At 34.7% G+C, this 21,530-nt stretch carries 26 protein-coding genes and 1 riboswitch; of the genes, 2 read left to right on the top strand and 24 right to left on the bottom strand.

All coding sequences use genetic code 11. The annotated features are described in order from the left end of the window. Window positions 1-37: 37 nt before the first annotated feature. The 9 genes from Q0977_RS10395 to Q0977_RS10355 all read right to left on the bottom strand — a co-directional run bounded on the left by Q0977_RS10395 (window position 38) and on the right by Q0977_RS10355 (window position 5,661). Window positions 38-583, bottom strand: coding sequence for a SpoIIIAH-like family protein (locus Q0977_RS10395; RefSeq protein ID WP_119416314.1), 546 nt, complete (start codon window positions 581-583; stop codon window positions 38-40). 2 nt (window positions 584-585) lie between these two features. Beyond that, window positions 586-963 (bottom strand): hypothetical protein, encoded by a 378-nt coding sequence (locus tag Q0977_RS10390; RefSeq protein ID WP_124218294.1) that lies wholly within the window; start codon window positions 961-963, stop codon window positions 586-588. A gap of 283 nt (window positions 964-1,246) precedes the next feature. Then, window positions 1,247-2,047 carry a stage III sporulation protein AE gene (locus tag Q0977_RS10385; RefSeq protein ID WP_119416316.1) on the bottom strand — a complete coding sequence of 267 codons (801 nt, stop codon included), beginning with the start codon at window positions 2,045-2,047 and terminating at the stop codon, window positions 1,247-1,249. A gap of 127 nt (window positions 2,048-2,174) precedes the next feature. Further along, window positions 2,175-2,495 (bottom strand): hypothetical protein, encoded by a 321-nt coding sequence (locus Q0977_RS10380; RefSeq protein WP_119416317.1) that lies wholly within the window; start codon window positions 2,493-2,495, stop codon window positions 2,175-2,177. 54 nt (window positions 2,496-2,549) lie between these two features. Continuing rightward, the gene (locus tag Q0977_RS10375) at window positions 2,550-2,774 is read right to left on the bottom strand and encodes a SpoIIIAC/SpoIIIAD family protein (RefSeq protein ID WP_119416318.1); all 225 of its coding nucleotides are present in this window, start codon (window positions 2,772-2,774) and stop codon (window positions 2,550-2,552) included. A 265-nt stretch (window positions 2,775-3,039) separates the two neighbouring features. Then, a complete protein-coding gene (efp, locus tag Q0977_RS10370; RefSeq protein ID WP_119416319.1) occupies window positions 3,040-3,597 on the bottom strand; it encodes an elongation factor P in 558 nt (185 codons plus the stop codon). A 24-nt stretch (window positions 3,598-3,621) separates the two neighbouring features. After that, a complete protein-coding gene (locus tag Q0977_RS10365) occupies window positions 3,622-4,683 on the bottom strand; it encodes a Xaa-Pro peptidase family protein (protein ID WP_299513438.1) in 1,062 nt (353 codons plus the stop codon). A gap of 6 nt (window positions 4,684-4,689) precedes the next feature. Then, complete coding sequence (aroQ, locus tag Q0977_RS10360) at window positions 4,690-5,130, bottom strand: type II 3-dehydroquinate dehydratase (RefSeq protein WP_119416321.1); 441 nt, start codon at window positions 5,128-5,130, stop codon at window positions 4,690-4,692. Window positions 5,131-5,181: 51 nt separating this feature from the next. Next, window positions 5,182-5,661, bottom strand: coding sequence for a hypothetical protein (locus tag Q0977_RS10355; protein ID WP_147414510.1), 480 nt, complete (start codon window positions 5,659-5,661; stop codon window positions 5,182-5,184). 146 nt (window positions 5,662-5,807) lie between these two features. Between Q0977_RS10355 and Q0977_RS10350 the strand changes: the two genes are divergently transcribed. Next, on the top strand, window positions 5,808-6,704 hold the full coding sequence (locus tag Q0977_RS10350) for a DUF1385 domain-containing protein (RefSeq protein ID WP_119416340.1): 897 nt from the start codon (window positions 5,808-5,810) through the stop codon (window positions 6,702-6,704). A gap of 16 nt (window positions 6,705-6,720) precedes the next feature. On the opposite strand, the gene Q0977_RS10345 is transcribed toward Q0977_RS10350, so the two are convergent. From Q0977_RS10345 to Q0977_RS10330, 4 genes are all read right to left on the bottom strand, one after another. Beyond that, a complete protein-coding gene (locus tag Q0977_RS10345; RefSeq protein WP_119416323.1) occupies window positions 6,721-7,068 on the bottom strand; it encodes a hypothetical protein in 348 nt (115 codons plus the stop codon). 122 nt (window positions 7,069-7,190) lie between these two features. After that, on the bottom strand, window positions 7,191-7,787 hold the full coding sequence (locus tag Q0977_RS10340; protein WP_119416324.1) for an HAD-IA family hydrolase: 597 nt from the start codon (window positions 7,785-7,787) through the stop codon (window positions 7,191-7,193). 196 nt (window positions 7,788-7,983) lie between these two features. Then, window positions 7,984-10,548, bottom strand: coding sequence for a vitamin B12-dependent ribonucleotide reductase (locus Q0977_RS10335; RefSeq protein ID WP_299513430.1), 2,565 nt, complete (start codon window positions 10,546-10,548; stop codon window positions 7,984-7,986). Between the two features lie 174 nt (window positions 10,549-10,722). Continuing rightward, a complete protein-coding gene (locus Q0977_RS10330; protein ID WP_119416326.1) occupies window positions 10,723-11,556 on the bottom strand; it encodes a biotin/lipoate A/B protein ligase family protein in 834 nt (277 codons plus the stop codon). Between the two features lie 107 nt (window positions 11,557-11,663). On the opposite strand from Q0977_RS10330, the gene Q0977_RS10325 reads away from it, so the two are divergent. Beyond that, entirely contained in the window at window positions 11,664-12,044 is a 381-nt protein-coding gene (locus Q0977_RS10325; protein ID WP_119416327.1) for a rhodanese-like domain-containing protein, read from the top strand. Window positions 12,045-12,460: 416 nt separating this feature from the next. Here Q0977_RS10325 and gcvPB read toward each other — a convergent pair whose 3' ends face one another. From gcvPB to comGA, 11 genes are all read right to left on the bottom strand, one after another. Beyond that, window positions 12,461-13,939, bottom strand: coding sequence for an aminomethyl-transferring glycine dehydrogenase subunit GcvPB (gene gcvPB, locus Q0977_RS10320; RefSeq protein WP_299513418.1), 1,479 nt, complete (start codon window positions 13,937-13,939; stop codon window positions 12,461-12,463). After that, complete coding sequence (gcvPA, locus tag Q0977_RS10315) at window positions 13,932-15,281, bottom strand: aminomethyl-transferring glycine dehydrogenase subunit GcvPA (RefSeq protein WP_124218290.1); 1,350 nt, start codon at window positions 15,279-15,281, stop codon at window positions 13,932-13,934. Before gcvPA ends, gcvPB begins: the two co-directional genes overlap by 8 nt. Window positions 15,282-15,305: 24 nt before the next feature. Continuing rightward, entirely contained in the window at window positions 15,306-16,406 is a 1,101-nt protein-coding gene (gene gcvT, locus Q0977_RS10310) for a glycine cleavage system aminomethyltransferase GcvT (RefSeq protein WP_124218289.1), read from the bottom strand. 239 nt (window positions 16,407-16,645) lie between these two features. After that, window positions 16,646-16,741, bottom strand: a riboswitch (glycine riboswitch). A gap of 150 nt (window positions 16,742-16,891) precedes the next feature. Further along, window positions 16,892-17,404, bottom strand: coding sequence for a shikimate kinase (locus Q0977_RS10305; RefSeq protein WP_119416331.1), 513 nt, complete (start codon window positions 17,402-17,404; stop codon window positions 16,892-16,894). A gap of 202 nt (window positions 17,405-17,606) precedes the next feature. Beyond that, window positions 17,607-17,837, bottom strand: coding sequence for a hypothetical protein (locus Q0977_RS10300; protein ID WP_124218288.1), 231 nt, complete (start codon window positions 17,835-17,837; stop codon window positions 17,607-17,609). Beyond that, on the bottom strand, window positions 17,815-18,261 hold the full coding sequence (comGF, locus tag Q0977_RS10295; protein WP_119416333.1) for a competence type IV pilus minor pilin ComGF: 447 nt from the start codon (window positions 18,259-18,261) through the stop codon (window positions 17,815-17,817). Before comGF ends, Q0977_RS10300 begins: the two co-directional genes overlap by 23 nt. Further along, window positions 18,243-18,545, bottom strand: a complete 303-nt coding sequence (locus Q0977_RS10290; RefSeq protein WP_119416334.1) for a hypothetical protein — start codon at window positions 18,543-18,545, stop codon at window positions 18,243-18,245. Before Q0977_RS10290 ends, comGF begins: the two co-directional genes overlap by 19 nt. Then, complete coding sequence (gene comGD / locus Q0977_RS10285) at window positions 18,535-18,993, bottom strand: competence type IV pilus minor pilin ComGD (RefSeq protein WP_119416335.1); 459 nt, start codon at window positions 18,991-18,993, stop codon at window positions 18,535-18,537. The genes Q0977_RS10290 and comGD overlap by 11 nt, the downstream gene beginning before the upstream one ends. Then, window positions 18,983-19,291 carry a competence type IV pilus major pilin ComGC gene (gene comGC, locus Q0977_RS10280; RefSeq protein WP_255416317.1) on the bottom strand — a complete coding sequence of 103 codons (309 nt, stop codon included), beginning with the start codon at window positions 19,289-19,291 and terminating at the stop codon, window positions 18,983-18,985. The genes comGD and comGC overlap by 11 nt, the downstream gene beginning before the upstream one ends. A 15-nt stretch (window positions 19,292-19,306) precedes the next feature. Then, window positions 19,307-20,380 carry a competence type IV pilus assembly protein ComGB gene (gene comGB / locus Q0977_RS10275; RefSeq protein ID WP_119416336.1) on the bottom strand — a complete coding sequence of 358 codons (1,074 nt, stop codon included), beginning with the start codon at window positions 20,378-20,380 and terminating at the stop codon, window positions 19,307-19,309. Then, window positions 20,352-21,371 carry a competence type IV pilus ATPase ComGA gene (gene comGA, locus Q0977_RS10270; protein WP_124218285.1) on the bottom strand — a complete coding sequence of 340 codons (1,020 nt, stop codon included), beginning with the start codon at window positions 21,369-21,371 and terminating at the stop codon, window positions 20,352-20,354. Before comGA ends, comGB begins: the two co-directional genes overlap by 29 nt. Window positions 21,372-21,530: the final 159 nt, after the last annotated feature.

The raw sequence follows: 21,530 nt of genomic DNA, 5'->3' as shown, positions 1-21,530 counted from the left end.
TAAAAATTATCATTATTCAAGAAAATTCGCTCAAAATTCAGTTAATTGTTTCAGATTGAAAATCCACGACTACTTTTCCAGTCTCATTCATCTCTTTTTTTACGACATAAATGATCTCATTTGCTTTTGTTTTTGATAATTCGTTTGCCTGTACTGTAACACGAATTTGGTTGTCCTCAGCTCGTACAAAAGCATCAGAATATCCTAAAGTTTTGATCAACATTTCTAACATTGCTTCGTTAGACTCATCTTTAGTAATTGCATCAATTTCGTTAAATGCATCATTTTTTTCTTCGGCAGTATATTGTGATGAAGCAATTTTTTGAGTTAATGTTTCTTTTAATTCACTACGTTTGTTCTGTAATTCCATACGCATCTCTTCAAACAGATGACTTTCTGTTGTTACTGGAGTAGTTTTTCCTGTTTTACTAGCAATATCACTGATTTGTGTGTCCTTTAACGAATCGCTAAAAATTGCCAGTCCATTAAATGGTGTCACAGGATTAGACAAATAATACACTGAGATAACCGCAACTAAACTTAGTAATGTTAAAAACCATACTGCTTTCTTTTTTACTTTCAAAATTAATCCTCCTTTTTTTCCATTGGTCGTACAACAATACGATGAGATGGTATTTCTAACACACTAGATAACACTGTAACAAGATCTTTTTTTACCGTTATAGAATCAGCTCCTTCTGCCACTACTAAAACGCCTGTTACTTTTTGTTTGCTTTCCGCATTTTGTTGCCAACTAAAATATTGGCTTAATGATGATGTGTCATCATTTTTTGCTTCTCCGCTTGGTTGGTCATAATAAAAGTAGACCATGACCTTCCCTACGCCTTCAATTGAACTTAAAATAGATGTTAATTGGTTATATTGCTGTGAAGCGCTCTTAGATGTATTGACATCATCTTTTGTTCCTTTGGTAAGGCTCCAAAAACCACTAATTAGAAGCAATACAATGATGACTGCTGCAATGAGGAACCGCGTTTTTTTGATGTTTGGTGCTTTTCCAAGGACATCTCCTCCTTCAATACATTAACAACTAGTTCATCTTATGAATGTCTTGTACACAATATGCAAAACTAGTTATAAAAAGAAATAGTTTATACAATATAATGCGACAAACATTTTTAATAGAATATTGGATTCCTCTTCATAATCTTTTGGAATGAGCAATAGGATAATTTTCCCGATAATACTGTATATCAATAAGCCAAACAAGAAGCTAGACACTTTACTATGCTCCTCCCCTGCCAATTTGCATTTGTATCATTAGAACTACCATCATAATAGTAAAAAAGTAAGCAAACGCTATTAAAAAAGAAACCGCACATAATATAAAGAGTGTTTTACTAATATCTTCGATGAGGCCATTCACCTTGCTATCCGTAAATGGTTCTAAAACTGCAGCCATAAATCGATAGCTAAACCCTAAGACTAAAATCTTAACGGTTGGTATGATTGTTACTCCCCAAACTGAGATTAATAATCCAGTGCTTGTCGTCACAATAGCAGTAGAAGAATACGTTTTAAATGTATTGAGCGATTCTGTCACGAGAGATCCAATAATCGGTATATTCTGCTGTATAAGTCTTTTAATAGGTTCAGATATATCATTACTAAAAGATCCGGCAATGACACCATTTGCTGCGAGTAACATGGTGTAGACAACAACAGATGCAGAGACAATACTTAATACTGACATTCGTAGAAAATCTGACATCTTCGCAAATGATAAATCCGGCAACATTCTAGTAATAAAATCAAAAACAAATGCAGCTATTAACATAGGGATTAAAAATTTAGAAACAACTACTAAAATTGTTTGTAAAAACATCAAAAAAACAGGACTAATCGCTAAAACAGAAAATAGTCCTGATCCAAGAAGCAAAGATGAAGTTAACAATGGGGATAACACAACATAAATATGCATCAATTGGTTTGTTATATTTCGCATTTCATCGAATGCATCAAATACAGGACGAATAGTGACCATGATGACAACGATTAAAAAGAAAAATCTTGTCCACTCTTTCATTGATGGAATAAGCCAATTAATACATAGAAACAGGAATGCGTATAGAAAAAAAGAACGTAGTGAAAAAATTTGTTCTTTAAAAGGTTCTAAAAAAAATGCAGTTAGTTGTTCGATTTCCCCACCCTCCCTATGGCACTAATAGCTTTTCCCATTGTTTTAAAAGTTCACCTAACTTGTCCAACCAAAGTGTAGCAATCCAAATTTTAATAGCAAGATGACTAATAAAAGCAATACTACTATAATCGTTTTCTTCAAGGATTTCTGAAATGATAATAGAGCATAAATAGAGCAAGGAACTACCTAATATCAAAGGCAAAAAAGGTAGATCAAACAAGTAAAATGTCTTTAATCTTTGCCAAAAAGGTAGTACTACTCGCATCATTAAATAACTACATAATATAAAAAAGTATACAATGGCTAATAACCGATGTAGTGCCGGTGACGTCATTTGTATACCTACCAAAAGCAAAAGTGACAGCAATATAAAGAATAAGAACACCATCTATGACGTCATCAACCATTGGAAAAATGTAATGATCTCATCAAAGAAGAGACGCATAAATCTTAATAATTCTATAGTTATATATAAATAAGCAATAAAATTAAGAAAAAATGAAAACTCTTTTTTCCCTGTTTGTTCAAAGAAAACATGCAATAATCCTAAGACAAGTCCTATGCCAGCAATTCGTAATAAATCTTGAAGTTCCGAAGTCGTCCCTCCTCTCATTTCAATTTATGTATAGCTAAAAAAAATATGCAAAAAAGAAAGTGTCACTGTGATTTTCTGTCTGCAAAAAGGTGCAGGTTTAAAAACTGATATCTTTGCATGAATGTCTCTAACGAAAAAATATGCGATAAGAGTAGATTCCCTCATCGCATATTTTCAATTTAAAAAAACTAAGGGGAATTGCATATCGCAATTCCCCTTTTTATGAGCTGAAACAAACTATGCCTCAGCATCCTTATTTTTTTCTACTGTTGTGCTGATTTAATTAAGCACGAGAAACGTAAGAACCATCAGAAGTGTTGATGACTAATTTATCGCCTTCGTTAACGAAGAATGGTACGTTTACAACTAAGCCAGTTTCAAGAGTTGCTGGTTTAGAACCACCAGTTGCAGTATCACCTTTAATACCTGGTTCAGTTTCTGCTACTGTAAGTTCTACTGTATTTGGAAGATCGATACCAAGGATTTCACCTTCGAACATCATGATGAATACTTCCATGTTTTCTAGTAAGAATTGTAGTTCATATTCTAATTGTTCTTTTGTAAGTTCAATTTGTTCGTATGATTCCATATCCATGAATGCATATGAATCACCTGAAGCATATAAATATTGCATTTTACGAGTATCGATTTGTGCTTTTTCTACTTTTTCACCAGCACGGAAAGTTTTTTCTGCAACGTTACCATTACGTAGGTTACGTAATTTTGAACGTACGAAAGCAGCACCTTTACCTGGTTTTACATGTTGGAATTCGATAACTCGGAATAGGTTACCATCAACAAGGATTGTTAATCCTGTTTTAAAATCGTTTACTGAAATCATTTCTAAATATCCTCCAATATTAAATTATAAGATGATTAATTCTTTAGGGGCATGAGTTAATTTTTCATTGCCAGTCGCTGTAATAAGCGTATCATCTTCAATACGTACGCCGCCAATACCTGGTAGATAGATCCCTGGTTCGCAAGTTACGACCATTCCTGGTTCTAATACTACACTTGAGCGCATTGATAATGCAGGACCTTCATGTACTTCTAAACCAATCCCATGGCCTGTTGAATGACCAAATGCATCTCCATAGCCATGTTTCTTAATATAATCGCGTGCAACTGCATCCGCTTCAATGCCTGTCATACCAGGCTTGAATTGTTCAAGTCCAAGTAATTGAGCTTCTAAAACAATTTGATAAATTTCTTTTAGTTGATCAGCAGGTTCACCAACAGCAACTGTACGTGTTGTATCAGAAATATAGCCATTGTATAAAGCACCAAAGTCTAAAGTGACTAAATCACCTTTTTCAATTATTTTATCAGTTGCAACGCCATGTGGCAATGCCGAACGCAAACCGGAAGCAACAATGGTGTCAAATGAAGATGAAGTGGCACCAAGTTTTCTCATGAAGAATTCCATTTCGTTAGAAACTTCAAGTTCTGTTTTTCCTGGTTTGATAAACTGAATAATATGTTCGAATGTGGCATCCACAATCTCACAAGCGACCTTAATAATTTTAATCTCTTCTGGGCTCTTTATCAAGCGAATATTTTCAACAATTCCAGAAACGCCCACTAAATCAGCTGAAATTAGCTTAGAATAGATTTCATACATTTCAAAGGTTACGTTATTTTTTTCAAATCCGAGTGTTTTTATACCCATCAATTGTACTTGGTTAGCAATTTCTTGCATGATCGTACCTTTGTTTTCAACAATACGATACCCTTTTACTTGTTCGCTCGCTTGCTCTGTATAACGAAAGTCTGTGATAAATACAGCATCATTAAGTGATACAATCGCAACACCTGTTGTTCCAGTAAACCCTGTCATATAACGACGATTGTAATCATTGGTGATTAATAATGCATCCAAGTTTTGTTTTTGAAGTGCTTTACGTAATTTTTCTAATTTTTCCATCGTTGTCTATTCCCCTCTTTCTGCTTCTAAAAACATTCGTAATGCAGCTTGATAACCAAATGTACCAAGTCCTGTAATTTGTCCTACACAAACGGGGGCAAGATACGAGTGATGTCTGAATTCCTCGCGCTTATGTACATTAGAAATATGAATCTCAACTACTGGGATATCCACACCAGCAATTGCATCTCTTAATGCAATACTAGTGTGAGTATAAGCACCTGGATTAAATACAATTCCATTTACTCCTGAATCTTCAGCTTCATAAATCCAATCTATTAACTGTCCCTCATAATTCGACTGCTTACATTCAATTGTTGCATCATATTCTTCTGCAAGCTTTTTTAGCTGTGATTCAATGTCTTGTAAAGTTTCAGAACCGTAAATTGTAGGTTCTCTTTTACCTAAACGATTCAGGTTTGGACCATTTAAAACTAAATATTTCATCCAGAAATCCCCCCAATATGTTCCTTTTCATAATATTCTTATTTTAGCACATTATTGATCGGAATTGGGCAATTTATTTCGAGAATCTAAGCTTCTAACTTTGGCGTGAAATGAGGCAGTTTCTAATATCCACAGAAGGTGTATCGCGATAATCACACTTAATGGAATTGAAAATTTATGGATATTAGGCGTTTTTTGCATATACCACTCAATTAGCCACACAAACAAAGCCGCTAACAAAATAGCTATAAAATTCATTTTAATATTTTTCATTAATTCACCTAATGCAAATAAAATTGCAATAATCACCATTATAAATATCCAAAGGATAAACCATTTAACAAGTGGATGGGCGTGATCATATACATTCAAATTTTCCGCCCAACCAATTGGTGAAAATTTTATAAATTTAAACACATGCAATATTTTTAGCGAAAACAAAAACGTGAGAGAACTTGATAAAATAGTCCATAAATACACATAAAACCTCAAAATAACCCCTCCTTCGTCAAAAGGATAGACAAAATCCAATAATAATATGCTTTCCCTAGAGCTTTCTATGAAATTTTTGGTACAATGAAAGCAGTTTTAATATATATTCTAGGAGAGCGGTGTAAATCGTGAAAAAACAATCAAATCCTCCCGTATATGGAGGACAAGCTTTGGTTGAAGGTGTCATGATGGGCAGTAGAGAACATACAGTATCTGCTATTCGTCGAAATGACAATTCTATCGAATACTTTTATGTGGCTCGGAAAGCAAATCCAAAATTAAAAAAGCTTAAAAAAATCCCTTTTATCCGCGGGATTATCGCGTTAATAGAATCAGCAGCTAATGGTTCTCAACACTTAAACTTTGCGAGTGCTAGATATGGTGTAAATCCAGGTGAAGAAGAGACAGAAGAAAAAGAAGAGGGCTCAAAACTAGAAGTATGGCTCGGTGTTGCTGCTATCGGTATTTTATCTTTCATCTTTGGAAAATTCATCTTTACGTTAATCCCAGTATTTCTTGCACAACTATTTCACACTTGGCTTCCTGGGAAAACTGCACAGATATTACTGGAAAGTGGATTTAAGCTTATTCTTTTACTAGGTTACATATATTTTGTATCATTAACACCACTGATAAAACGTGTATTCCAATACCATGGATCTGAGCATAAGGTGATTAACTGCTTTGAAAACGGGCTACCATTGACAGTAGAAAATGTTCAAGCACAATCTCGCCTTCATTATCGTTGTGGGAGTAGTTTTATGCTCTTTACAGTAATTGTAGGGATGTTCATCTATTTCTTAGTACCAACAGATCCATTTTGGCTACGAATTGTGGACCGCATCCTACTAATACCAGTTGTGCTTGGTGTAGCATTCGAGGTGTTACAAGCCACAAATGCTTGCCGTAATATCCCGGTGCTTCGTTTCTTAGGTTATCCAGGATTATGGTTACAACTTTTAACAACAAAGGAACCTAAAGACGATCAAGTAGAAGTGGCAATCGCTTCATTTAATAAGTTATTAGAAATTGAAAAGGATCCGACAAAAATCCCAGAACAAAAAGAAATGCAAGGCGCTTAACAGCACCTTGCATTTTTTATTTCTTTCGACTCCTCCACTTTCTCATACCTTTTGCTCCAAAGAAACCGACTAGCCAAAATACTAAATAATAGATTGAATATCCCCAAGCGGAACTATTTAAAAATGAAAGAATAACTATCGTAAATGCTATATAAGATACGAGTAGAGCCAAAAAAGGATTAATATTATTAGTTGCGCATGATATCCCCTGTATTAAGAATGTTAAAGGAAAAATAATGACTATCCCTAATAGAAAGAAGGATTTGTTGACATCACCTTCACCGAAAAGACCGAACATTGCTAATACAGTTAATGTCAGCATCGTAAAAGCTGGAAAGATTAAGCCAGCAATTTTATTGTACATGTGTTTCAACTCCTTGCAGTTCCTTTTATTTTAACATGAAAAGGATTACAAGAAGTATTAATATTATGAAATCTCAATATGGCTTTTAGGTCCGTTTAGAGTATTTGAAATCATATAATATATTAATGTCGAAAAGGTTCCTTTTGTTTCCCTTTGAATTTTATCCAAGTATTATTAAACTCTGCATAATCAGTAATATAGAAATCGGCTACCTCACTTTCCCCTTGGAACATACAAGTATAAATCCCTACTTTTTTAGCAGGTATTAAATCGAGTTCTCGATCACCAATTGCTAATGTTAAGTCGTATTTTCGATGTAAATATTCATAAGATGCAGGGTCTGGTTTTCTGGGGTACCCATCTTCTGGTGTCACAATTTCAGAAAAGTATTGTGCAAGATTATAGTGATGAAGAACTTTCTCTACTGTTGCTTTGTCTTTATGCGTCATAATTACATTTTGATCTGCTAGTCTAAGTACATTTTCAATATTTGCAAATGGAGGCAATTTAGAAACATCCAACTGTTCATCTTGTTTCATAAAATCTTCAATCTCTTTGCTAGTTAATTGAAAATATTCAAACGCATTAGAAAATGATATCTTCAAATGTTGTAATACTTCGTCATAACTTACATTCTTATTAATCATTTGACAAAAAAGCTTTGCATATGCTGGGTATGTATTACAAATTGTACCGTCAAAGTCCCATAATATATTCATCTTTTCAGCTCCTTTAATTATTAAAAAAGGACTGTCCCATAAGCATAAAACTTATGAGGCAGCCACCTTCTTTCTAGAACAAATATCCGCTATGAAGTAATACTCCTGCGCCGGTCGAATCAAGACTCTACCATCTATCATAAAGGGCATATCTTAAAAGGAATTTTCATACATGCCCTTTCTAATTTTGTCTATTTTATAATCCACATTTTAGTTGAGCACCACAGTTTGTGCAAGTATTACAGCCACCTAATTCTTCAACTGTCCCTTTGCGACATACTGGGCAAGTATTTCCGACTTCTGAACCAATTGTTACGTTAGTAGAACGTAGATCTTGAATAGTATCTACAAGAACAACTGGACGTTTTTCAATTACTTTTTCTTCAACTACTGTTTCATCCATATGATTCTCTTCGGCTTTTAATGTCAACACTTGAGAATCACGACTTCCATCAACATAAATTGTACCGCCTTTTGCGCCACCTTTATAAAGACGTTCATACACTTTTTGAACTTGTTCTACAGTATAACCGCGTGGGGCGTTAACAGTTTTAGAAATTGAACTATCAATCCAACGTTGAATGATACATTGTACATCTGCATGTGCTTCAGGAGCTAATTCCATTGCAGTCACAAACCACTCTGGTAGATGATTTTCGTCCGCTTCTGGATGTGCTTCTAAATATTCTTGGACAATATCTGCTTTTACTTCGATAAATTTACCAAGTCGTCCACTACGATAATAAGTAAATGAGAAGTAAGGTTCTAAACCTGTTGAGACGCCCACCATTGTACCAGTAGAACCAGTAGGTGCAACTGTTAATAGATGAGAATTACGAATACCGTTTTCTACTACTGATTGACGTATATATTCTGGCATTTTTTTCATAAAACCTGTTTCTGTGAAACGTTTACGAAGAACAGCTGTATCTTCTTCCGTTTCGCCTACTAAGAATGGGAAACTACCGCGTTCTTTTGCCAATTCTGTAGATGTTTCGTAAGCTGTAATAGCAATTGTCTTAAAGATCTCATCTACTAGGATATTACCTTCTTCAGATCCATATTCTTTTTCACAGTAGATAAGTAAATCCGCAAGACCCATAACACCTAGTCCTACACGACGTTCTCCTAGTGCTTGTACACGGTTTTCTTCAAGGAAGTATGGTGTAGCATCGATTACGTTATCTTGCATGCGTACGCCTACTCTAACTGTTTCTTTTAGTGCTTCGAAATCCACTGTTTTTGTGTCTTTCTTTGCAAACTGAGCTAGGTTTACTGCAGCTAGGTTACAAACTGAATATGGCGCTAATGGTTGTTCACCACAAGGGTTAGTTGCAACAACCTTTTGTCCATAACTTTTTGCATTTGTCATTTCATTGGCATTATCGATAAAGAAAATACCAGGTTCTGCTGAATAGGTAGCACAGATATTGATTAAATTCCAAAGCTCACGTGCTTTAATCGTACGATATGTACGAACAGCATGTCCCATAGCTTCCCATTCACGAACATCGCCACATTTATGCCATTCTTCGTTATAAATTGCCATTTCTTTTTCGTCATAAGTTTCAACTGCAGGGAAACGTAGCTCAAACTCTTTATTATCTTCAACAGCTTCCATGAATTCGTTTGTCAATGTGACAGAAATATTGGCACCTGTTAAGAATTCTGGGTTGTTAACTGTATAAGTTCCGCCATCTCTTAGTTTTGCTTCTGCATCTTTGAAAATACCCTCATTAAATCCGCCGAAACCAGGAATTGTTTTATAATTTATGATTCCTTGGTACATAGCCTTTTCTTGTTCTGTTAATGGTGTGAATTTAAGTTTTTCTTTTGCAAGACGTTTAATCTCTTCATCCTTTGTATTTTCGATTAAGAATCGCAATATACGTGGATTTTGCATTTTAGAAATAATAAATTCATAGATATCAGGATGCGTACAAGATAACATAATCATTTGAGCACCGCGACGTGATCCGCCTTGTTCTACAAGATGTGTCAATTTCGCAATATCATCTAACCATGATACAGAACCTGATGATTTACCATTTACACCACGAGCCAATGTATTACGCGGTCTTAATGTTGAACCGTTTGTGCCAACACCGCCACCTCTACTCATAATTTCCATTACTTGTTTACGGTGATCACTTATTCCTTCACGTGAATCAGCAACAAATGGCATTACGTAACAGTTAAAATATGTAACATCCGTACCGGAGCCTGCTCCATAAATAACTCGTCCGGCAGGGATGAAGTTTAAATTTACAAGCTGTTTATAAAATTTTTGATACCATTCTTTACGTTTTTCTTCTGTCTTTTCAACAGATGCTAAACCTGTAGCATTACGTTTAGCTATTTGTTCATAAAAGACTTCTAAAGGTTTTTCAATAACATCTAATGAACGAGAAACAATTCCTGAAGCTTGTTCTTCTGGATCATCAATTGCACTACGATAGTCTTCCTCGATTAAGATTTTTGCTTTTTTAGTTGTTTCATCGATTGAAACGATATAACCAAGTCCACGAGCAGGGAACTTCGGATCTGCCTTTACTGTTAAAACAACAAAATCCCCAGCTTTTAACGTTTTCTTTTCAGTATCTTTAAAAGAATAACGGTCAATCATCACAAGTCTAGATACACCTTTATGAGTAATATGCATATCCTCTGTGATGGAATGAACTTGAGGAAATTGTTGAATGTCTTTGTTTAATTGTTTAATGTCGATTGTCTGATGATGATGTTGCGATGCAAGTACCATACCATCCGCCCCCTATTCTTATAGCAAAACACAATATATAGTATATTTACATTTAAATACGATACTATATATTGATTAGAAAAGCAAATGGTCTTTTTTTTCAAAGAACGTTGTTATATCGCGTTTTTTAGGATTTTTCGTCTTTTTACCACAAAAAATAAGACTAAAAACCTACTATTTTCTGAAATTCCATTCATCTGTTGCATACTTTGTTTTTGCAAGATTTTCAACAAAATCCTTTTGTTCTTGTGTCAATTCATAAGGGATCAACTCAATATGAAGAGCATCTTCAAATCCCTTGTGGAATGCTTTAGTACAAGTTTCTACATCTACTCTTCGATTTGCTAATTGATTGATAGCCACTGCTTTTTGTGGTAAATGTTTGCGCATGCGTTCCTTCGATGCGTCTGATGGAAAATTGAAAAGTGATATCAATTTTTCATCATCTAAATCGATTAAAATAGCACCGTGTTGTAAAATTACGCCTTCTTGTCTAGTTTGTGCACTACCAGCGACTTTCTTTCCTTCTACAACAAGTTCATACCAACTAGGAGCATCAAAACAAACTGCACTTTTTGGATTCTTTAAAATATCTCTTTTTTCTTCTGTATCAGGAATAGAGAAATACGCATCTAAGCCTAAATTTCTGAACCCTAATAATAATCCCTCACTAATCACTTTATAAGCTTCAGTGACCGTTTTAGGCATATTTGGATAGTCTTCTGACACGATGACACTATAAGTTAACTCATGCTCATGTAGGACTGCGCGTCCACCTGTTGGGCGTCTGACAAATCCTAAATTCAATCTATGTAATTGTTCGAAATTGATATCTTTTTTTGCTTGTTGAAAATATCCGATAGAGAGTGTTGCAGGATTCCATTCGTAAAATCGAATTACTGGTGGAATTAAACCTTTACTATGCCAATGTAGAAGCGCTTCATCTAGAGCCATATTATATGCTGGACTACATGGACCTGAATTAATAAAATACCATTTATTTGTCATTTTATCGTCTCCCTTTTATATCAACTTTTCTATTTTAACAAAGTCATTGGACTATCGCTAGTTCTTCTTTTATAATATTATTTATAGATAGAAAGGGGTAAGGCAACTTGAGTTGGTTATATACAATATTAATCATCCTTGGCGTAATTATTATTTACGCACTAATTAACGCATTACGCTTAAAAAAAGCAGTAATTACTTTAAATGAAGAAGAATTTAAAAAAGGTTATCGTAAAGCGCAACTAATCGATGTTCGCGAATTAAAAGAATTTGAAGGTGGACACATTTTAGGTGCTCGTAACCTACCAACAACTCAACTTCGCAACCGTTATCATGAGCTTCGCCCAGATAAACCGGTTTATCTTTACTGCCAAAATGCTGGCCGTAGCGCACGTGCTGCATTATTTTTAAAGAAAAAAGGATACAATGAATTGTATCAATTAGAAGGCGGCTACAAAAACTGGCACGGTAAAATTAAAGTCAAATAGTTTTCTTCTAAAAATATGAAAGTCATTTCAAATATGAAATGGCTTTCTTTTTCTTTTTAGAATTAGTTGAACCATTTATATATTCAGTAAAAAGTAATATTTTTTATATTTTGAATTAAAACTTTAACTTGAAGAATCGCTCTCCTGAGATCCTCATTAGTACTAGGCATTTCCATTTTAAGCATAATACTGCTCTTTCATACGCAATTAGTTAAGATTTTATTTCCCACTTCATTTCCTGGGTATATATAATAGGAAGAAACTCCATTTTTTCGATTTTATTTCTCTTTTCAAATTAAAATCCAGGAATTTCGACATACTAAAGGAACTATAAAATTCAATAAAAAGACGATTCATCTCCAATATGATTATCGGAGTGAATCGTCTTTACTTTCAGATTAAATCGATTATTCTTTTTATACTTCTACCGTTTCATTTGGTTTTACATATTTCAAAACTGGATGGCGTGCAGCTCGTGTTTCATCTAAACGGCTTATTACAGTCGTATGAGGTGCTTCTTGTACGATTTCAGGCGTTTCTTCTGCTTCTTTTGCTATTTGAATCATAGCATCACAGAAAGCGTCTAGCGTCTCTTTAGATTCAGTTTCTGTTGGTTCTATCATTAACCCTTCTTCCACATTTAATGGGAAGTAAGTTGTTGGTGGATGATAACCAAAATCCAACAGTCTTTTTGCTATATCGAGCGTACGGACTCCTAGTTTTTTCTGGCGACTTCCACTTAACACAAATTCATGTTTACAATGACGATTGTATGGCAATTCGTAATATGGTTGTAAACGACGCATCATGTAGTTTGCGTTGATCACTGCGTTTTCAGTGACAGCTTTTAAGCCATCAGGGCCCATTGAACGAATATAAGTATATGCACGTACATTGATACCAAAGTTACCATAGTAAGGTTTTACACGCCCGATAGATTGAGGACGGTCATAGTCAAATTGATAGCCATTTTCTGTTTTAACTAGAACAGGCTTTGGAAGGAATGGAATCATATCTTCTTTTACACCTACAGGACCTGAACCTGGGCCTCCACCACCGTGAGGGCCGGTAAATGTTTTATGCAAGTTCAAATGTACACAGTCAAATCCCATATCACCTGGTCTTGCTTTAGACATAACAGCGTTTAAATTTGCCCCATCATAGTAAACTTTACCGCCAACGCCATGAATAATTTCTGCAATTTCAAGGATATGTTCTTCAAAAAGACCTAAAGTATTAGGATTTGTTAACATTAATGCTGCCGTATCAGGACCGACAACTTTGCGTAAATCCTCTAAATCTACTAAGCCATTTTCATCTGATTTCACAGTGACGATGTCAAATCCAGCAACATTTGCAGATGCTGGGTTTGTGCCATGTGCTGAGTCTGGAACGATAACTTTTGTACGACCAGTTTCTCCATTTGCTTCATGGAAAGCACGGATCATCATTAGCGCTGTCCATTCCCCATGAGCACCAGCTGCAGGTTGCAATGTTACTTCAGCCATTCCGGTAATTTCAATCAGATGTTGTTGTAAGTCATACATGAGCCCTAAAGCACCTTGAACTGTTTTTTCATCTTGCAATGGATGTATATTAGCAAAGCCTGGGAATCTTGCAACATTTTCATTGACTTTTGGATTATATTTCATCGTACAAGAACCAAGTGGATAGAAACCAGAGTCTACACCATGATTGCGACGAGATAGTGCAGTATAATGACGCATAATATCTAATTCTGAAAGCTCTGGAAGTTCAGCTTCTTCTGTACGAATAAACTCAGAAGGTAAGATAGTTGATAGTTCTACTTCCGGTACATCTACTTTTGATAAGCTATAGCCTACACGGCCTTCTTTAGATAATTCAAAAACAAGTGGTTGGTTTTCTTTATGCATGTTGTAGAGCCCCCATTTCTTGCACGAGTGCGTCGATTTCTTCTTTTGTACGTTGTTCAGTGACTGCAATTAGAATATGATTTTCAAGTTCAGGACTCACTTTTCCTAAATCAAATCCACCAATAATATTTTTTTCGAATAATGCATCATTTAATGCTTGAACAGAGCCTTCCACTTTGACAACAATCTCATTGAAATGTGGTCCTTTGAAAGGAACTTCAAATCCCGCATTTTCAAAGGCTTCTTTAGCGTAATGTGTTTTTAAAATATTTTGTTTAGCCATTTCTTGGACGCCTTTTTTACCTAGTGCAGTCATTGCTACAGATGCAGCTAATGCATTTAAAGCTTGGTTTGAACAGATATTCGATGTTGCTTTTTCACGACGAATATGTTGCTCACGTGCTTGTAGAGTAAGTACATAACCACGACGTCCATCTTCATCAACTGTTTCACCGACTAATCTTCCAGGCACTTTACGCATTAGTTTCTTTGTTGTTGCAAAGTAACCGCAGTGCGGTCCGCCAAAGGCTTCTGGAATACCAAAAGGTTGCGCATCTCCAACTGTAATATCTGCATCCATTTTACCTGGTGGAGTTAAAATAGCTAGAGCTAGAGGATTAGCTGATACGATAGAAATTCCCTTTACTGCATGAATTGCATCAGAAATAGCTTGAACGTTTTCAATTTGACCATAGAAATTAGGATATTGAACCATAACTGCTGCAGTATCATTATCAATCAAGTTGTTTAGAGCATCTAAATCCGTAACACCATCTTTTAGTGGAACATTCACAACTTCGATTGATTGACCGTATGCATAAGTTTTCACAACATCTAGCGCGATTGGATGAACAGCATCTGATACTAGTATCTTTTTACGTCTTGTTTGTCCTGCTGCCAACATACCAGCTTCGGCAAGAGCAGTTCCACCATCATACATAGAAGAGTTTGCAAGGTCCATGCCTGTCAATTCAGCAATCATTGTTTGGAACTCAAAGATTGCTTGTAGTTCACCTTGTGATATTTCTGGTTGATATGGTGTATAAGCTGTATAAAATTCTGAACGAGAAATAACATGGTCTACAATTACGGGTTTGTAGTGGTCATATACACCTGCACCTAAAAACGATACATATTCATCACTATTTGCATTTTGTTTTGCAAGTTGCGCCAATTCCTTTAATAATGCTGATTCCGATTTTGCAGGTTTTAGATTTAATTCACCTTTAAATCGAACTTTTTCTGGGATGTCTTCGAACAATTCATCAACAGACGAAACGCCAATCACCTTTAGCATTTCTTGCTGATCTTGTTCAGTCATTGGTAAATAACGATGTTTCATGCAGTAAGCCCTCTCTTCTTTTCCCTATTTTTGGCGTTTATAAAACGGTGTTTCAACCGTTTTTACTTTCAAACGACGATTTCGTATTTCAACTTCTAATTCTTGCCCGATTTCAGCGTATTCACTTTTAATAAGTGCTAAACCGATATTACGTTTCGTCAATGGTGATTGTGTACCTGTTGTTACTTCACCTATCTCTTCATCACCTTTAAACACTTTATAACCATGGCGAGGAATTCCTTTGTCAATCATTTCAATCCCTACACTTTTACGCGCTACCCCGTTCTCCTTCTGAGCTACTAGAGCTGCTTTACCATTAAAATCTTCTTTGTTCAATTTCACAACAAAGTTAATACCTGCTTCAAGCGGGGAAATGGTACTTGACAATTCTTGACCGTATAGCGGAAGACATGCTTCAAATCTCAAAGTATCACGCGCCCCTAAACCACACGGAATTACACCTTCCGCTTCGCCTGCACTTAAAATAATGTCCCAAAGTGCAACTGTCGCTTCATTTGAAGCGTATATTTCAAAACCATCTTCGCCAGTATATCCTGTTCGAGATACTAATGTATCATATCCCTTAATGACTACATGTTGTTTCAGACGGAAAGGCTTTATATCCTGTAAATTAGTTTCGGTCAATCTCTGTAAAACTTTTTCAGCTAGTGGGCCTTGGAGTGCTAATTGTCCAAATTCTGATGAACGATTTGTCAGTTCTACATTTCCAAACAATTGTTTGTTCATCCACTCGAAATCTTTTTCAATATTCGCAGCGTTCACGACCAATAGGTAGCGATTTTCTGCAAGTTTATATATAAGTAAATCGTCTACAACACCGCCATCTTCATAGCACATTGTTGTATATTGAGTTTGATCAATTGCCACTTTGGAAACATCATTTGTCACAAGTTTTTGTAAATAAGCTAAACTTTCTGAACCTTCAACAAAAATTTCTCCCATATGTGAAACATCAAATAATCCAGCTTTTGTGCGAACTGCTTCATGTTCAGCTTTAATAGAGGAGAATTGCACTGGCAAATCCCATCCGCCAAAATCAATTGTTTTCCCACCATACTTTTTATAAGATTCAAATAATGGTGTATGCTTTAAATCCGTTCCCATGTACTTCCTCCTAATAAATATAATTTAACCAGCTACCACAGCCCCGATGAGACAACCCTATTTACTTTAGCCAAACTCTAACTTGTTGCCAAAGTATATAATGATTTTAAATGTCTCTCCCATTTCAACAAAAAAAGGACAGAGAAACCCCTTATAAGGATTTCTCTGTCCATGCACCTGAAAGTTTAACCATTACGGCTGGCCTCTTTGGTGGCTAATAATAGCGCTCTCCAGAGTTGCGTCCCGTACGAGTCTTTTTGCCTGAGAGATTCATAGTATTTTACTACTTGCTCCTTCGGCGATGCATTCAATGCATTCTCTCCCCGTACAATCATCCGCCCAAGAATAATCATCTTGATATTATTCACATATCAATGTTCTATAACAGGATTGCTTGATTACATCCTAACATTGAATGAAATAACTTGCAATATTTTTTATAAACATCTTTAAAAAGCGAATTATAACAGTATGCAGACAAAAAATTATTCGCCTTTTAATCTATTCACCTGATATGCTGCATATTCTACAATCTGTCTTAAAGACCGTCCTTCTGTACGAATTGTAATATGTGCTGAACTTTTATAAAATCTCCTACGCTGATAATATAAATCTTCTAACTCTTTTTTAGTTGAACGCTGGACAATGGGACGATTTTTGTCTTTATGAATTCTCTTCCAAATATCAGGAAATGTTGCGTCTAAAAATAATACTAGACCTGTTTGTCGCATTATTTTACGATTTTCTGCATTAACTGCAACTCCTCCACCAGTTGAAATAATGCAAAATTCATCTCTGAAAGTAGTTAAAAATTCCGTTTCTATTTTTCGGAAATAGGCTTCACCTTTTTGTTCAAAAATCTCAGGGATTGTCATTTTTTCCCGTCGTACGATTTCTTTGTCCATATCATAGTAAGGCATTCTTAAATAATAACTGAGTCTTCTGCCAATTGCACTTTTCCCACATCCCATATAGCCGACCAAATATACTTTTCTCATCTTCTCACCTTCTTACCCATTCGACTGCCTTACAACTAACTATTACTTTTTATTAATAGTAGCATGAACACTAATCGATTCCAATAATTCATTCAAGGATAAGAAGAAATATAAGTAAATTAGAAGATTATGTCAAAATTTTTGACTATATGTTGTAAAAATAAAGATAACTTATATACTTTTTATATTTTCTAACCCACTATTATTGTTTATGTTCTTCTATGATTTCTGTACTTCCATCATTTTTTTCTTTTTCCATGGAGTATAAAACTTCTTTTGTTTGATCGATTGCAGCTATTTTTAATGCATTATACGCACGGTAGCGAGAATCATAAGCAACTCCAGCTGTGAGTAAAATATTGGTACAAAAAGCTAAGAAAATCATAGCTGTCAGCAATAAGAATCCTCTTTCATTCTTCGAAATTTGCGACAATATACTCTCTACTCCTTTCTGTGCCATCATGAAACTTAACATTCATCTTAAGAATATACTCTGAATAATCGAACGTTAATTGAGCAACTCCAAATAATAGTGGTTGATAGCCAAGCCCTCGCCTAAGCTCACCACTCATATTCGAAACACTTAGGTCTCCTCGATCTGTTGAATAAATTATTTTTGATAATTTAGGATTATAAGTAAACATTTCTGAATGTGTTAATTCTTTTTGAAGTTGAAAAGCAAAAAGTTCCCAATGTAACTCATCATTATTAAACATGCCGTTATTTTTTTGTGCATACCATGAAAAAAACAAAAGGAAGAAATGAGCAAAAAGCACTAAAATCATAAGTTGCAATAGCGAATCTAATAATGTAAATCCTTTTTCGCATCGTTGAGATCCTAATTTTTGTTTACACATAGCTTTTCTTCTTGAATACTTGTATACACAACACAAATTTGTTGCTCATCCCCTTCCCAAAAATAAGTAATGTCATCGATCATAATTTGACCTTCATATTTTTTGAACTTTTTAATATTACCAGCAGCATATAGGGCTGCTTCTGCCGCATGCATACTTAACTTTTTTTCATATAACGAAGTTTCGAGACGATAAAACAATGGCAACAATGTCCCGAATATTAGCATGACAATTACAAGTGTTAATAATGACTCTGGCAGCGAATGTCCTTTTTCATTGTACAATTCTCACTCTTCCTTCTCCTATATATACAATTGCTTCCTTATTTCTACCATTCACAGTGAATTTAATTGTTCCAGCTTTTAACACAGTTTGATTTTCGGTATATAATACATGGTCCATATTGCTTTTTAGATTAAATTTTATATTTTCGGGGTATTTTCTTATGACCAAAGGCTTAACCATATCATAACCATTTGCATAAATATGAATTTCCCTTAAACTCTCATAAATATAGAAACTAGCGGGTGTTTGATATTGAAAGGAGAGTGCTTGCGTCATTTCAATATCAGACTTTAACTGTTCCATAAAACGGTTTTCTTCTTGCCTATCCATATATTGCTTTCCAACGTTTATACCAATTGAACATATAAGCATGGTGATTACTAAAACAAGTAACATTTCGATAAAGGTAAAACCTTCTTGACCTTTTAAAAGTTGTTTAATTTGCAACTTCTACTTTACCGTCACTAATGGTAATGTTTTTCCCTTCACAGGCTTTAGAATCACTTGTTTTCAAGTAATCTTTACTTTCTAATTCAGCTACTGTTGCAGGGTATTTACCTTGGTCAATTCGATAAGCTTCTACTTGTCCTTGCACCATTTTGGCATAAGCATCACAACCTTTTTTATCAACAGTTGCAAAATGCTTTGTAACATTTGGTATCGCAATTAAGATAAGCACGGAAATGATAAATAAAACAATAAGCATCTCAATTAGAGTAAACCCCTTTTGGCCGTTTTGTCCCAAAAAACTCCCTCCTTTTTAAACAAGCTCCATCATTTTATACATAGGTAACAAAATAGCTAGATAAGCTCCTAATATACAAAGTGCGACGATAACAAAAAGTAACGGTTGTATTAAAGCTAAAATTCTTTTAATACTATTTTCTGTGCGTTCCGTTAGAAATTCGCTATAGATTTGCAATTCACGTCCTAAGTTCCCACCCTGTTCACCATGTAGAACATGTTCTGAAAATCCTTTATAAAAAAAATCTTCTTGAGTAACAGCATTAGATAAAGAATCTCCATAAAAAATTCTTTGTTTAATCTTTTCAGCTACCTTTGACAAATAAGGTTGCATGGACTGTTTTTGTAATAGCTCTAACCCATCTTGCATAGGCATACCACTCTCGATTAAACCACCAAGTTCATATGAGAGCTGTCTAGTTATTTGCAATCTAAATTGCCGATTAACTATAGGAATTTTCAACAGAAATTCAATTTGATCTTCAATAGTTCTTTTTCTTAACCATTTCCACAATAAAAATAATAAAACTAGTAAAACGATTGCCATTGTGATAAACAAATCAGGCAAATGTAAAAAAAATGCAGATAATTTTAAATCAAGCTGTTTTTCAGTCGTTTGAGAATTCATCATAAATGTCATATTCGGTAGAAAATATGTTCGAAATGCTAAGAAAAGTACTATAAGAAATACAAAAAGAATCGTAGGATAGATCATCAGCTTAATAAGTCTTTGTCTGTTTTGTTCCTTTTTTTCCAGTTGTAACGCAACAGTTTCTAAAGCTTGTACAGTTTTCCCATATTCTTCGGCTACCAATATGGTCATAAGATGAATTTTAGGATAGTTTAACAAATCAAGTACTTCAGTCATTGAAGCCCCATTACGTAATGCTTCCTTTATCTCTATTTCAATATCTGTATTATTTTTCTTATGATGTGGTAATAACATAAACAAAGAATCAGAAAAAGTATAACCTTCTTCTAATAAGACACTCATTTTCTTTAACAATTGTGCTGGCTCTTTTATCCGTTTTTCTTTTATCAAATCAAATTTATCAATCCAATTATTCTTTTGGATGAAGGGTAATAGCACCTAGCTTAACCCCCTTTTCAATTTGACCTTCTAATGTATTTTCTAATGGAAGTTCATAAGTACGACCATATTCGATTGCTCGAAAAGCTTCAGCTAAATAACCATCCGATAACACTTCAAAAACAGCAGTAGCTTTTTGAGTTGACTTCAAATGAACCAATCTTTGGGCAACGACACCTAAAACAGTTTGTTTAAGTTCTTCTAAAGAAATCCCTAAATCTAATAAACGGTATAAACAACCAACAGTATTTTTACTATGCACTGTCGTCACTACTAGATGTCCTGTTAACACGGCCTCGATTGCTATTTGTGCAGTTTCACGATCTCTTATTTCTCCAATCATAATAACATCCGGAGAATGCCTTAGAATTGCTTTTAACCCAACTGCATAAGTTACTCCCGCTCTTTCATTTACTTGTATTTGTAGCAAATCAGATTGGTTGTTTTCAACAGGATCTTCTAAAGAAATAATATGCTTTTGATGCTTTGTTGCTAGATGATGAATAAGAGAATATAAAGTCGTCGATTTCCCACATCCAGTTGGTCCAGTCATAAATAGAATCCCTTGAGGCCTCTCTACAAGTTCGACTAGCTGATTAGCAGAATGAGGAAATAAGCTCAACTCTGAAATTGGTAATGTTCGATTCTGTAACATTAACCGAATAACTAAACTTTCTTTTAAATACACAGAAGGTAAGGTAGAAACACGAAAAGAAATATGTTTGTCATTGAATATTTGCTCGAATGAGCCACTTTGGGGTTTACGTTTTTCACTTATGTCTAATGAGGATAAAAATTTTAAATAAGAAATCATCCGATCTCCTATATCTTGGGGAAGTTGTCCAACTGATTTAAGTTGTCCATATTTTCGAAAATAAACGCTGTACTGCTCCTTCGAAGGCATTAAATGTAAATCAGATGCGCCAAAATCAATAGCTTTTTGCAATAATTGTATCGATTTTTGTTCTATTATTGTTTCAGTAAATGACATTTTACCTCCTCTCTACCAAACAAGTAATGACCGCTCTATACTTGTTAGCAATATTATACATGGTCTATTATGGAAATGGAAGAATATATTGAAACATTTTATTTCATTTATTCTGAAAGTAAAAACATACGAATGGTTTTAGAGATTGTCAAAGTATTG

Origin of the sequence: uncultured Rummeliibacillus sp. (assembly GCF_934216135.1) — a bacterium.
Taxonomy (GTDB): Bacteria; Bacillota; Bacilli; order Bacillales_A; family Planococcaceae; genus Rummeliibacillus.
The sequence above is the reverse complement of the archived record's forward strand: the minus strand, read 5'-3'. Positions and strand labels throughout refer to the sequence as shown.